This window comes from Chitinophaga sp. 01L420 (genome assembly GCF_056399985.1).
In genome coordinates, this window is the sequence record NZ_JBFTSK010000056.1 from 1 (window position 1) to 13,051 (window position 13,051).

General features: G+C 45.3%; 14 protein-coding genes and 1 tRNA gene. 3 read left to right on the forward strand and 12 right to left on the reverse strand.

Features of this window, described 5'->3' with window-relative positions; translation table 11 throughout:
* From AC1DP6_RS32180 to AC1DP6_RS32195, 4 genes are all read right to left on the reverse strand, one after another.
* On the reverse strand, window positions 1-587 hold a 587-nt coding region (locus AC1DP6_RS32180), incomplete at its 3' end, for a DUF4202 domain-containing protein (protein WP_477058533.1).
* Between the two features lie 138 nt (window positions 588-725).
* A complete protein-coding gene (locus AC1DP6_RS32185; RefSeq protein ID WP_477058534.1) occupies window positions 726-1,976 on the reverse strand; it encodes an RNA polymerase sigma factor in 1,251 nt (416 codons plus the stop codon).
* Window positions 1,966-2,319 carry a YciI family protein gene (locus AC1DP6_RS32190; protein WP_477058535.1) on the reverse strand — a complete coding sequence of 118 codons (354 nt, stop codon included), beginning with the start codon at window positions 2,317-2,319 and terminating at the stop codon, window positions 1,966-1,968. Before AC1DP6_RS32190 ends, AC1DP6_RS32185 begins: the two co-directional genes overlap by 11 nt.
* 48 nt (window positions 2,320-2,367) lie before the next feature.
* A complete protein-coding gene (locus AC1DP6_RS32195) occupies window positions 2,368-3,159 on the reverse strand; it encodes an SDR family NAD(P)-dependent oxidoreductase (protein ID WP_477058536.1) in 792 nt (263 codons plus the stop codon).
* 581 nt (window positions 3,160-3,740) lie between these two features.
* On the opposite strand from AC1DP6_RS32195, the gene AC1DP6_RS32200 reads away from it, so the two are divergent.
* A complete protein-coding gene (locus AC1DP6_RS32200) occupies window positions 3,741-4,088 on the forward strand; it encodes a 4Fe-4S binding protein (protein WP_477058537.1) in 348 nt (115 codons plus the stop codon).
* Window positions 4,089-4,296: 208 nt separating this feature from the next.
* Here the strand turns inward: AC1DP6_RS32200 and AC1DP6_RS32205 are convergent, their stop codons facing one another.
* Together AC1DP6_RS32205 and AC1DP6_RS32210 are read right to left on the reverse strand one after the other, a co-directional pair.
* Complete coding sequence (locus AC1DP6_RS32205; protein WP_477025801.1) at window positions 4,297-4,800, reverse strand: cupin domain-containing protein; 504 nt, start codon at window positions 4,798-4,800, stop codon at window positions 4,297-4,299.
* Window positions 4,801-5,325: 525 nt separating this feature from the next.
* Window positions 5,326-5,409: transfer RNA gene (locus AC1DP6_RS32210), tRNA-Leu, on the reverse strand.
* 160 nt (window positions 5,410-5,569) lie between these two features.
* On the opposite strand from AC1DP6_RS32210, the gene AC1DP6_RS32215 reads away from it, so the two are divergent.
* Window positions 5,570-6,847, forward strand: coding sequence for a hemolysin family protein (locus AC1DP6_RS32215; RefSeq protein WP_477058538.1), 1,278 nt, complete (start codon window positions 5,570-5,572; stop codon window positions 6,845-6,847).
* 62 nt (window positions 6,848-6,909) lie between these two features.
* Entirely contained in the window at window positions 6,910-8,415 is a 1,506-nt protein-coding gene (locus tag AC1DP6_RS32220) for an arylsulfatase (RefSeq protein WP_477058539.1), read from the forward strand.
* Between the two features lie 61 nt (window positions 8,416-8,476).
* On the opposite strand, the gene AC1DP6_RS32225 is transcribed toward AC1DP6_RS32220, so the two are convergent.
* The 6 genes from AC1DP6_RS32225 to AC1DP6_RS32250 form a co-directional block, all read right to left on the reverse strand.
* Entirely contained in the window at window positions 8,477-9,226 is a 750-nt protein-coding gene (locus AC1DP6_RS32225) for an ABC transporter permease (protein WP_477058540.1), read from the reverse strand.
* A 15-nt stretch (window positions 9,227-9,241) separates the two neighbouring features.
* The gene (locus AC1DP6_RS32230) at window positions 9,242-10,030 is read right to left on the reverse strand and encodes an ABC transporter ATP-binding protein (RefSeq protein ID WP_477025796.1); all 789 of its coding nucleotides are present in this window, start codon (window positions 10,028-10,030) and stop codon (window positions 9,242-9,244) included.
* A 192-nt stretch (window positions 10,031-10,222) separates the two neighbouring features.
* Complete coding sequence (locus AC1DP6_RS32235) at window positions 10,223-10,858, reverse strand: response regulator (RefSeq protein WP_477058541.1); 636 nt, start codon at window positions 10,856-10,858, stop codon at window positions 10,223-10,225.
* A gap of 5 nt (window positions 10,859-10,863) precedes the next feature.
* Window positions 10,864-11,643, reverse strand: coding sequence for a sensor histidine kinase (locus AC1DP6_RS32240; RefSeq protein WP_477025794.1), 780 nt, complete (start codon window positions 11,641-11,643; stop codon window positions 10,864-10,866).
* Window positions 11,613-12,251 (reverse strand): hypothetical protein, encoded by a 639-nt coding sequence (locus AC1DP6_RS32245; protein ID WP_441577088.1) that lies wholly within the window; start codon window positions 12,249-12,251, stop codon window positions 11,613-11,615. The genes AC1DP6_RS32240 and AC1DP6_RS32245 overlap by 31 nt, the downstream gene beginning before the upstream one ends.
* 19 nt (window positions 12,252-12,270) lie before the next feature.
* Entirely contained in the window at window positions 12,271-12,822 is a 552-nt protein-coding gene (locus AC1DP6_RS32250) for a hypothetical protein (RefSeq protein WP_477058542.1), read from the reverse strand.
* Window positions 12,823-13,051 lie beyond the last annotated feature (229 nt).

The following is a 13,051-nucleotide window of genomic DNA, read 5'->3' on the forward strand; positions in this document are numbered from 1 at the left end:
AATTCCTCTCCATTCCAGATCACTTTCTCAGGGGCTTTCCTGTTATAAGCATCAAAAAGTTCAAAAGCCTGCTCTTGTCCGGACGCACTCATTTTAGCCCAGGTTTTTTGCAGAATAACTGTCATCTTCTCTTCGGACTGCTTTTCAATAAGATCGTCATACTGGAATTCAAGAAACACCAGGCAAAGTGCATCTTCCATAGCCTGTACTTCGTTGTCTGTTTTAAGCCTCTTCTTCAGTATAATTTCACATACGCGGTCAATGGTATCCGCATGATATCCCACCGACAGTAATATTTCCGTTGCTTTATGTGCGTGGAATTTGGAAAGGTCGTTTCTCCATGTAAGATACCCCACCCTTCCTTCAGGATAATTACTCCTGGCAATCTCCCATCGTCCAATATGCTGGCACCTGGAGGCGAGCAATAAGGATTCACTGGCATCCGGATGAAGTCTTTTTACCCATTCATGTAATTTGATGGCATAAAAATATTCAGATGGAAATTCCTCTCCATTCCAGATCACTTTCTCAGGGGCTTTCCTGTTATAAGCATCAAAAAGTTCAAAAGCCTGCTCCAGATGGGTCATAAGGATTAATATTTAGTCCGTAATTATATGGTAGGTTCCTATTGACGTCCAAGATACTTAAAAATGAATGGGATAGCAATATATGATCACCAGGAGCCGCGACTATTGTCCTTGCATCAATAATGTTGAGGGTATGCGCTAGCTTTCTTTACATGTATCTATACGCCGTTGCAAGAAATTACGTTCCATAGGATTGCGTGCCAACGAAAGCGCTGTGGAAAAGTGCGTTTTCGCAACCGGGTAATTTCCCCGACGGAGTTCAAGTTCACCAAGCGTAGCCGGGTAAAACGGGTAAGAAGAAAGGCGATGAAGATCATGGATGATACATATCTCCTGCAATCCCCGTTCCGGGCCATCCAGCTGTGCGATGGCAATCGCACGGTTAAGTGCAATGACCGGAGAAGGATGGATGGTCATGAGCATATCATAAAGCGATACTATCTGTTTCCAATCGGTATCCTCGCTTCTGGCGACACTGGTATGCATTGAAGCAATAGCCGCTTCAATATGATATTTTGTCAGTTCTGTACCAGTCGCAGAAAGGTTAAGAAGCGCTTCTCCTTCTGCTATGAGGTTATGATTCCATAAAGACCGGTCCTGCTCAAAGAACGAAACAAGATTACCCGAACCATCTAAACGAGTTGGCAGACGGGCTGCGTTGAAATACATCAATGCAGCAAGCGCATAGGATTGGGGGGTTACTAAAGCAGGCTGTTCGATGAGTAAATTCATAAGCAGCATTGCTTCCTGACAAAGCTCCATGCGCACTGCCGCCTCACGTGAGGATCCATGATACCCTTCGTTGAAAAGCAAATATAATGCTTGCAGAACGGAAGAGAGCCTGGAGGGGAAATCCGAATCAGCGAGATCAAAAAGCTTCGTAGATTCCGCCAATATTTTCTTTGCCCGGGTGATGCGTTTTTCAATAGCGGCATGGCTGCTCACGAAGGCCTGTGCAATCTCCTTTACATTGAACCCGCATAATATGTGCAATATAAGGGCAATTTGCGCCTCTTCAGAGAGGCAGGGATGGCAGCAGGAAAACATCATACGCAGCTGGGAATCTTTCACAGCATGCGCGCTAAACGCCTCCTCTACCGTTGGAACCAGTGTCCACTCCGACTCAAGAAACCGCGTTAGTGCTGGCTCAGACACTCTGGCCGTGTGTTCCCTGCGCAAGATATCCAAGGCACGGTTCTTAGCAGTGGCCATCAACCATGCAGAAGGGTTTTTCGGTAGACCGCGTAATTTCCACGTCTCCATAGCACGGCAGAAGGCATCCTGAGTGACGTCTTCTGCCAATGCGAAGTTACGAACTCCGAAAAGCCGCGTAAGTGTGGCAACAATTCTTCCGAATTCATGCCGGAAAAAATGTTCCTCAATTTCCATCACCTAATTCTAGATGTCCGATTGGACGTACCTCTACAGAACCGCCATCCTCGAAAATAGGGCATCCCAGGGAAAACTCCACAGCCTGTTCAATATCCCTGGCCACAATGATGCTATAACCTCCAACCACGTCTTTAGCTTCGGCATAGGGGCCGTCAATGACCTGCTTTTTTGTGCCTTTGACTACCTTGCCACCAGGGACCAAAGGCTCTCCGAGTGATTTCACATGACCTTTGTCACTGAGATCCTTAAGCCAGATCATCCACTTGGCCGTTTTTTGCTGCATTTCCTCAGGAGATGCAGGTTGTTCATAACCTCGATAGAGGTATACAAATTCAGTCATAGTAGTTTTTTTTATGTTGATGTTTATATAGTTTTTTGTCAACGGATACTAGTCGTCCAGGGCTCCCATGGTCAGATTGACGGTCGTTCCCATCACCCCGCTAGCCTTATCGGAAGCCACAAAGGCCGCTACATTTGCCACCTCTGCGAGTGTCATGAAGCGTTTGGGATGGTTCATACCTGCAAGATAACGGGTGAACTGTTCCCAGGTTAGCCCCGCTGGCTTTGCCTTACTTTCAAATATTTCCCTTATTGTTTCTGTCTCCGGCATGCCGTGCGGCTGCAGACAGACCACACGGATGCCCTGAGGCGCGAGTTCAACTGACAGGTATCGGGTAAGCGCCTCCTTGGCAGCCTGTGATGGACCATACCCTCCGTTTGGCGTGCCTATTTTTGCGGGAGGTGCAGTAACGGTCATGATCACCCCGGATTTATTCGGGAGCATGTACCTTGCCGCTAAACGCGCAGTCAGAAAGTAGGATGTGGTATAGCTCGTGATCGGCATGGAAAATTGTTTAAGATCCATATCGACCAGCGATGCCCCCAGATACTTGGTTGGCGAGTTCCCCATTGCATTGAACGAAATATCGATACGGCCTGCCTTAGCCACTACAGCATGCAGATGCTTATCTATAGCCTGCTCATCAAGGGCATCAACTTCCGCTACCTCGGCAACGCCACCAGCAGACACAATGTCCCTGGCAACCGCTTCCACAGGCGCCAAGCGGCGCCCGGTAAGAAAAAGCCTGGCTCCTTCCCGTGCGAAAGCACGTGCAACAGCGCCGCCGATTTCGCCGCCTGCCCCATAGATCACGGCCACTTTGTCTATCAATTCATTCATAATTTTTTTTTAAACGTTGAGAAATTATACGTGAATACTTCACGCTGCATAACTAAGACGTTTGGAGTTAACGTTTCCGGACATTTTCCGGACATTTTATTTCCTGATTAAGAAAGGAGCAAATGTTTCACAGCTCTTGACTTAGTGGACCAGGTGGCTGAGATAAATGTCATCGCAAAATTATCTTTTTATTTCCAGGTGCTGTGGACACCCATTAAGTAGTAGTTAAGTGGAAAATTTGATCAGCGATTCAAGTGTATGGATGTATGTTTTTGGAAGTTGAATTTCATGTTGAATAAATAACATGACAATTAGATAGGATAGAATGGTAATCGTTGATTGGAAGTTAAGGCCAACAGTCTTCAACATTTCTTTATCTTCCTCTTAGTGATGCAAACGAATTTAATGTAGAATAAAAAATGTCTTTGGGTGATCACCCAATAAATCGTTTACGGATAGTTAAACAAATACAAATGTTTGAGTTTTTTTATGGGGTAATAAACTATTTTTCTCCTAATTTTATCACCTTATTGGTTATTATTATATAATGAAGCATAGAAAGCTTCCAAATTAAAATTACTATGGCTATTAAAATTACAGATGAATGTATTTTCTGTGGAGTTTGTGAATCGGAATGTCCGAATAACGCGATCTATGAGGGTGGCGTAGAATGGGCAATAGCTGATGGCACAACGGTTAAAGGTGACTTTGTGTTGATGGACGGATCTATTATTGATGCCAGCCAGCGCAATGCTCCCCTGGCTACCGATCTGTTTTATATTGTTTCAGATAAATGTACAGAGTGTCAGGGATTTCATGAGGAACCTCAATGTGCAGTTGCATGTCCGATAGACTGTTGTGTACCAGACGAAATGTACCAGGAGTCTGAAGAAGAACTGCTGGCGAAGAAAGATAAATTACATCTTTAATCAGAGAGCATAAAAAATTATCGGTATTGGTCTTACCGAAAATAAAAATGGACAAACCTAAGTTTGTCCATTTTTGTGCCCGGAACTGGAATAATATCGAACCAAATAGTATTGATATTAAAGCACTTACCCATTTCAATGCACCTGTAATTATCCTACATATATGACGGAGATAGGGAATCATCTGGTAGGGTAAGAGCGCTATATTCTATAAAAAGTCCACTCCGAAAAGCTTTACCAGGTCTTTCCATTTCTTCATCTCTTCAGGAGTCTGTTGCTGTGGAGCTAATGTTTTTTCTGTACCACATGGAGCAGACAGATACCAGAAGTATTGATCAAATGCACCAGGTGTCATCACGATCAGGTTTTTCACGTAGTCGCTTTTTACCACAAAATGATGTGGCACCTTCCTGGGGGCAAATACTATATCTCCGGCTTTAGCGTGTATAACCTGGTCTCCAATGTAAAAATCCATTTCTCCTTCTTTGATAATAAATGTTTCATCTTCATGTTCGTGCACATGCCTGGGAGGTTCGCTGCCTTTCACGGCTGTACCATCCATAATGGAGAGGGCATTATTGGTTTCCTTTGAAGTCAGCAGGAAGTTAACAACGGCAGTACTGCCGCGGTATACTCTGCGTCTGTCTGTAGGGGCAAAGGTATCTGGCATCGGGTCCTTAGCCAGAAGTGCTTTTAATTCTTCTGTGATCATTGCTGTATTAATAATTATTATGGCATGGTTACCTGTATCAACTCCCGAAAGCAATTGCAGTTATGCAGTTGTATTTCGAGTAGCAAAGCAATTATATTTTAATAAGAATTAAAAGCCGCAGAACAGATTTCTTACAAGAATCAGTATAAATACGTATCTATGAGTAGAAACTCGTATGGCAATAGTATTGTTGACAAGTGCCTGCTGGTACTAAAAATATTCATCTACCCCGTAGCCGCCTTTTACTATTTTATTCTGACTTGTTTTTTCAATAAGTACTGACATCTTTACGAAATAAATACTGTCAAAATCATAGCTACTTATTTCCTTAAATAAAGCACTTCTTATTTGTTTTTTAGTGATTCTCCCAATGGCTTTTGCTGATCGAATACCAGCAATTAGGGGTATCATTTGATGTGTCAATTATGTGTCAACAATAGTGGGAGAAAGCGGTAAAAAGCGTGATTTTTCGACACTCGCGGAATTAAAAAAGCCTTGTAAGTAATGACTTACAAGGCTTAAACGTGCCCAGAACTGGATTCGAACCAGCACACCCTTGCGAGCGCTGCGACCTGAACACAGTGCGTCTACCAATTTCGCCATCTGGGCAACTGATATCGTGTCAGGGGTTGCAAATATACATACCCATTTTATTTTTCCAAAATTTTACTGCCCTATTTTTTCACCCGGCATATTCATTGCTATTGAATACCAATAGCATAAACAATAACGACCAACTGGTGTTAGTTAGAACAAAACCGCCCTCCTTATGGCTTCCATCATCATTATACTCGTACTCATTGCGCTCAACTTCTACTTCTCCATTGCGGAGATTGGCCTGATATCCGTAGACAAAAATATGCTGCAGCAACAGGCGGATAACGGCAACAGGAAGGCCTTGAACGTACTGAATCTGATAAAAGAACCCGATGAATTCCTAAGTGCGGTGCAGGTAGGTATTACGCTGGTAGGCATTCTGGAAGGGCTTTACGGAGGCGATCTGATGGCGGCATGGCTGGAACCGGTTTTCTCCAAATGGGGGATGCATCCCTATGGGGCGCATTTAACAGCGTTGCTGGTGGGCGTGGGCGGTATTACTTACCTGACCATTGTGATCGGGGAACTGATACCTAAAACCCTTGCACTACTGGACCCGCTCAAAACCTCCTACCTGATCACGCCGTCTATGGTCATCTTCTCCAAAGTAACTTATCCGTTTATTAAACTGCTCACGGCGAGTACCAAGCTTATACTGGGCCTCTTTTCCATTAATACCATCCGGGAAGAGAAACTCACGGAGAACGATATACGTAGTATGCTTACGGCAGCTTATAAACAAGGATTAATCGACAAAGGCGAATTGACGTTACATAAAAATCTCTTTTCTGCCTATGACCTCATGGCGGAAAACATTATGACGCCTGCTTCCATGATCACCTATGTGAAAGAAAGCATGAGCCGGGAGGAAGTAACGGAAACGATTAAACGTAGTATCCACCGCACCTTCCCGGTATTAAACGATAAAAAGGAAGTATTAGGCGCACTGGGTGCAAAGGATTTTCTCCTGTATCCGGATAAAGCATTGACGGATATCCTCGCACCTATTTCTTTTCTGGCGCCCAACCAGGCAGTATATGATATCTTCCAGCAACTGAGGCGGGAAGGCACCAATATGGGAATTGTGCTCAATGAATTCGGGGAATGCCAGGGTCTTCTCTCCTATCATGATATTGTGGCCGGTTTGCTGGGTGGCAGTCTGCCCGGATTCAATGCAACGGAACGCTTCCTGGTACAACAACCGGATAAAAGCTGGCTGACCTATGGCTATACGAAACTGAGCTACATCCGGGAAACACTCAATTATGAGTGGCTGCGGGAATATGAAAAAGAAGATATCACCATCGCAGGTTTGCTGATCGGTAAACTAAGACATATCCCAAAGGCGGGTGAAAAAGTAATGCTGAACCAGGTCACTTTTGAAATCAGGAAAATGGATCACCACCGGATCGATGAAGTGATTATCCGTACGCAAACGCTTGCGCAATAAATGCTGCTCCCATAGTTATTCTACCATAACGTGTTTATCTTAACACAAATATTTTGATTGTTATGGTAAGAAGAATCCTCCTGCTAACTTTGGCTGTCCTGCCAGGCGTGATGGTCGTGGCACAAGACAAAAAAGCAACAACGGCCAGGCAAAAACCCAATATCATATTTATTTATGCCGACGACCTGGGCTATGCAGAAACAGGACCTTATGGTCAGCAGAAAATAAAGACGCCCAACCTTGACCGCCTGTCTGCAGAAGGTATTCACTTCAACCAGTTTTATACCAGTACTCCGGTTTGTGCACCTGCCCGTTGCATGTTGCTTACAGGCCGCCATGGCGGGCATTCCTATATCAGGGGGAATTACGAAATGGGCGGTTTTCCTGATTCACTGGAAGGCGGACAAATGCCTTTACCTGAAGGTACCGTAACCATCGGCCGCATGTTACAACAGGCCGGATATACTACTGCTGCCATCGGCAAATGGGGACTGGGCATGCAGTATAGCAGTGGTGATCCCAACAAACAAGGGTTCAACTATTTCTACGGCTACCTGGATCAAAAGCAGGCACATAACTACTACCCTACTCACCTCTGGGAAAATGGTAAAGCCGACAGTCTGCACAATACCTTCATCAACGTACATAAATCATTGCAGCCCGCAACGGCCACCGACAGCGATTTTGATTACTACAAAGGAAAAGATTATGCGGTAGATGAGCTGACGAAAAAAGCCACTCAGTTTATTAAATCAAATCATTCGGCGCCCTTCTTCCTCTATCTGCCCTATACCATACCACACGTTTCCCTGCAGGTACCTGATAGTGCATTGAAGCAATACATCGGGCAGTTCAATGAAAAACCTTATTACGGACAACAGGGATATACGCCGCATAAATATCCATTGTCGGCCTACGCTGCCATGATCACCTACCTCGATACACAAATAGGTATTATCATGAACCTGGTGGCCAGCATGGGATTGGACGACAATACCATTATCCTGTTTTCCAGCGATAACGGCACTACTTTTAACGGCGGTGTGGATGCTGCCTTCTTCAATAGTGTTGGCGGCCTTAAAGGGCTTAAAATGGACCTTTATGAAGGTGGTATCCGGGAGCCGCTCATTGCCAGGTGGCCAGGGAAAATTCCTGCCGGCAAAACATCGGAGCTGCCAGGCGTACAATATGATATGATGGCTACGTTTGCAGACATTGCCGGCATCTCCGCTCCCGCCAATGACGGCATATCCCTCCTTCCGGAAATGACCGGCAAACACGGGCAACAAGCCAGCAGAAAATATATCTACTTTGAATATCCGGAGAAAGGCGGCGCAGTGGCCATCCGCATGGGCCAATGGAAAGCCATTAAAAACGGATTGAAGAAAAACCCGGACGCAGCCTGGGAATTATATGATCTCAACACCGACAAATCAGAAGAACATAATGTGGCTGCCGCTCACCGGGACCTGTTAGCCGGCTTTGACGCTATTGTAAAAAAGGAACACCGGAATGCCCACATCAACGAATGGGAATTCCTCAACTCAAAAATGACAGGGACAAAGTAAATGTTATAGCTATTACAGGGAGATGGAGCAGGCATCCATCTCCCTGTAAATACAATACCCGTTACTTACTCTCCCACTTAAACCACTTCACTCCCAGTACCACAAAAATGATGGTATAGCCAATGGAAGCCAGCAGCGCATAAGTTGTTTCCAGCTTCCAGGTGGCCGGATCCAGGCTCGCCGCCAGTATTTTTCTTACCACTCCATATGGCGACCAGATCACAACTTTTTCTATGACATCTCCCAACACCCCAAATTCTCCAAACATCCCGATCATAATAAAAACAAAATAAACCAGCCGCGTAGTGGAATTTACGGTATCCGGATTTTTAATGCGGCCTACGATCGCCTGTCCCAAACCCAGGTACACAGCACCTCCCAGTACGGCCATTAATAGGCCGGCTACATAACCGGCAGGCGATATCTTTATATGATCTACAAAATATCCGACTATAAAAACCAATATCGTCATCAGCACAATCATCGCTATCTGTACTGATATGCGGCTGATCATAATTGTCCAGGCGGAAACGGGACCTACCCGTAACCGCTGAAATACGCCCCTGTCGCGATCACGCGCAATGCTGTTGGAATATCCCATCAGTCCGATACTGGTAAGCCCGATGGTAATACAGGCAGAGAGTACAAATACGCCGCCCAGTTTATCGATCAGTCCTTTCCAGGAAACCAATATAATCAATGGTACGATCAGCACCAGGCGAAAAGAGCGGCGGTTGCGCCAGAGTGTGGTGAAATCGGCCCGCAGCAGGGCGGACATCACGGCAGAATTTTTAGGTATTCTTGTTTCCATGTTAAGCGCGTTTAATTATGGGCGAACTGCGGTACCGGTTAAACCAATAAATACATCTTCCAGGGTCACTTTCCCCTTCCTTACTACTTTCAGTACTTCCGGATCATGACGATGCTTTTCTATTAATGCCTCCGGCGTATCAATCGCAATGATATGTCCGTGGTCGATGATAGCGATGCGGTCGCAGATGGCTTCCGCCTCTTCCATGGAATGCGTGGTGAGTAATACAGCGTGGCCGTTGTTACGGAAGTGTTCTATCCTTTCCCACAACTGCCGCCTCGACTGTGGATCCAGCCCTGTGGTGGGTTCATCGAGGAGTACCAGTTGCGGATCGTGAATGGTGGATATCACCAGCGATACCCGTTGTTGCTGACCTCCGGAGAGTTCCGATATCTTTTTACCGGCCGCATCTTCCAGGCTGATCTCAGACAGCTTTTGCTTTACCTTCTCATCATTCAGATCTACCCCATAAATGCTGGCAAAGAGCCGGATAATTTCGGCGATGGTCAGCTCCGGCTGAAAGCTGGTAGCCTGTAACTGCACGCCCATGTTGGCGCGGGCATGCAAGGGCTTTTCCTGCGTATTGAAGCCGGCTACGGAAACACTTCCGGAAACAGGGCGTAACAATCCTTCGATGGCACTGAGTGTGCTCGTTTTGCCGGCACCGTTAGGTCCCAGCAAACCGAATATTTCGCCACCATGTACCGCGAAGGAAACTTCTTTTACCGCCTGGAAAGTGCCATAGCGGACATTCAGCTGACTCACTTCCAGAATGGGGTCAGGCGACTGTTGTTGATTGTTCATCTAAAGCAGATTTGGTTTTAATTGACGATCGAAAATACAACAACACTGCTGACAGCCGGTGACAAAAAGGCGAACGCCTTGGAAAAAGCGGTAAACGGAGGAGTTATAGCGGTAAAACCGGAAGCCATAGCGCAAAAAAGGAACGGGGATCATATGGTATGATCCCCGTTCCTTGTTGATAGTAACACATCTCTACAGCGTTACCAACTGACGGCGTAAAGCTTCCAGCACCATGCCGGTGCGGCTCTGCACGTTCAGCTTATTAAATAATATTTCCCGGTACCCGTCTACTGTTCTTTCTGTTACATTCATTTTAGCGGCAATCGCCTTATAGGTAAGGTCGCTGCAGGCCAGGCTGAGAAACTCCCGTTCCCGGTCGGTAAGCGTTTGTTTTTGCTCTGATTGTAACAGCAGGCGGCGGTAGTTGACATTGGAAGCATCGTTGTAATAGACGCCGGTAGTAAAAATTTCACGTAATGCTTTTTCCAGTTCCGTTGGATGAATATCTTTCAGGAGATAGGCGCAGCAACCTGCTTTCAGCATTTCGATGATCGTAGCATCATTGTCTTTCATAGACAGGGCCACTACTTTAACGGTGGGATATAACTTAAGTACGGCTTCGGTGGTTTTGGCGCCATCCATCACCGGCATGTTTACATCCAGTAACAGAATATCCGGTGCTGCCGGCAGGTGACTTAATTTATCCAGCATTTCCTTTCCATTCATAGCTTCTGCTACTATCTGGAATCCACTAAAGCCACTGATCAGCAAACTGAGTGATTTAAGGAATAGCTGATGATCGTCTGCAATGCCAATGTTGATGTTCATAAAAATTATTCAAGGGGTAATGTGATCAATACTGCAGTGCCACCGGCGGTAGTAACTTCCCAGCGGATATCGCCGCCAAGTAAACTGGTACGGTGCTGCATATTACGGATACCCATACCGATAGATGACATACTGGCTTTATCAAAACCGGAACCGTCATCAGCGATAAGGAGGATGAGTTGTTGATCTGCCGTTCTGATACTGATATCAATCACCTGTGGGCGGGCATGTTTGATACAGTTTTGCATGGCTTCCTGTATAATACGAAACAAAATGATCTGAGGTTCCGCCTGTAGTGGCAGTACCATCAGTTCATGGGTAAACTTCACTTGTATAGCCCTGCTGGAATTGATCCGTTCCACTTCCGCTTTCAGGTTTTCGATCAGACTGAACTGGTCGAGCCATTGCCGGCTGAAAGATTTGGAAAGCGCCCGCAGATGCTGAATAGCCGTACTCAGGGTATCTTCTGCTATTTGCAGGGTGTCCGGAATTTCCTTCATGCTCCGTTGGGTAACATTAATCAGGAGCTTGGTGCTGCTCAGTAGTTGGCCTATATCGTCATGCAGTTCCTGTCCAAGGTGGGCAAAGGCTTCTTCCTGCATTTCAATCTGGGACCACATTAACTGTTTGTCGTAATCTTCCTTCATTAACTTAAGCTGATGTAAGTAAGCATCTTGCTTCTTTTTATAACTAATCACTGCAGATACAACCACCAGTCCCATGATGGTAACCAACAGTGAAATAAAAATCACAGCTACAAAGAGATCCTGTTTGACCGGAAGCATACGACGCCTTTTATCAGCATAATATACAACAGGTAATTGGATAATGAGTTCAATACTGCGAAAAAATGCCTTGCCCTGGCGGTATCATTCTCCAGCAACAGGTTGTAAAAAGCATTTACGCTGACAGAAGCCGCGAAATAAATAAAAAAAGCAAGGGTTAGCCAAAAAACAGGGTGCCGGAATATAGAAGCTTCACTATCCGGGGTTATAGAAAAAAAGGATAAAAGGCACCAGCAGATGACCAGGAAGCTCTCTATCGTGATATTGATGCCAGGAAAGGCATGCCACCCACCTAATACAAAGCTGTAAAAAAGGGACACTATTCCGAATATAAAAATAGAAACGCCCATTAATAACCGCCATCGGTAATCCTTGATTCCTGATCGGAGAATAATTGTTATCAGACTATATTCCAGCACCACAAAGAAATGATATACTATAAAGAAACCTAAACCTTCTGTGCCGATCAACTCAACTATTACTTCTGTAATAATAGATACCCCCAGCAGCACGCTCAATATCTTTACCTCCCTGTGTTCCAGGTGAAATAGGCTGATAATAAAGCAGGCTACAAGTAATACATAATAAGCATACACCCATCCGTTCATCGGCACAAAAGTTTAAATTCTATATCGGTTGAAATAAAGTATCCAGATCCGCAGTAGCCAATGGAGAGCCCTGCGCTTTTAACAAATCAAACAAATGTTTCAATTCAGGAGGTGGCGGATTCTTTCCGTTTCCTCTTTCTTCAATTTTAGGATCACCGGTGAAGTGTACCATGTTGTTGGTAGTGGCTTTGTCGAGTAACGCCGCATAACCTACCTGCGCCATGTTCGCAGTGAGCCCTTCTGCCGAAAGACTGATTTTCTTATTTGCTTCAGGCACAGCAAAATGGAAACGGATGAATTCACATCCTTCCTGGCTGAGAATACGTAACAGCGACGCCTTGCTGAAATCAACAAAGAAAGTTCCCTGAAAAGCTGCCAGCAAAGCCGGATTGCTTAATAGCAATTCGTAAAAGCTGTTTAGCATACCAAAATAAGCCGCCGCAGTAATCGGCATACCAAAGGTTTGCGGATCCTGGGTAAACGGCATGTTGTAGTCCAGCTGTTCGGTGGTAGGGTTCAGGTGGCCCTGGCTATCGCACCCGTAGCCGGCAAGGGACATTTGATCACTCATTGTTAGGTCAGTTTAGTGGAAACAAATATTTAACTTTTTCCTCATGACTGATACCGGGAAAAACCCCGGTAAAGCTTTTTTAGCTGTTAGCCTTTAGCTGTTAGCTTTTAGGCAATGCAGCGGAGATTATCATATATCGTTCTCCGCTRCATTGCCTAAAAGCTAAAGGCTAAAAGCTGATTCGCTGCATTGCCTAAAAGCTAACAGCTAAAGGCTAAAAGCTAATTCG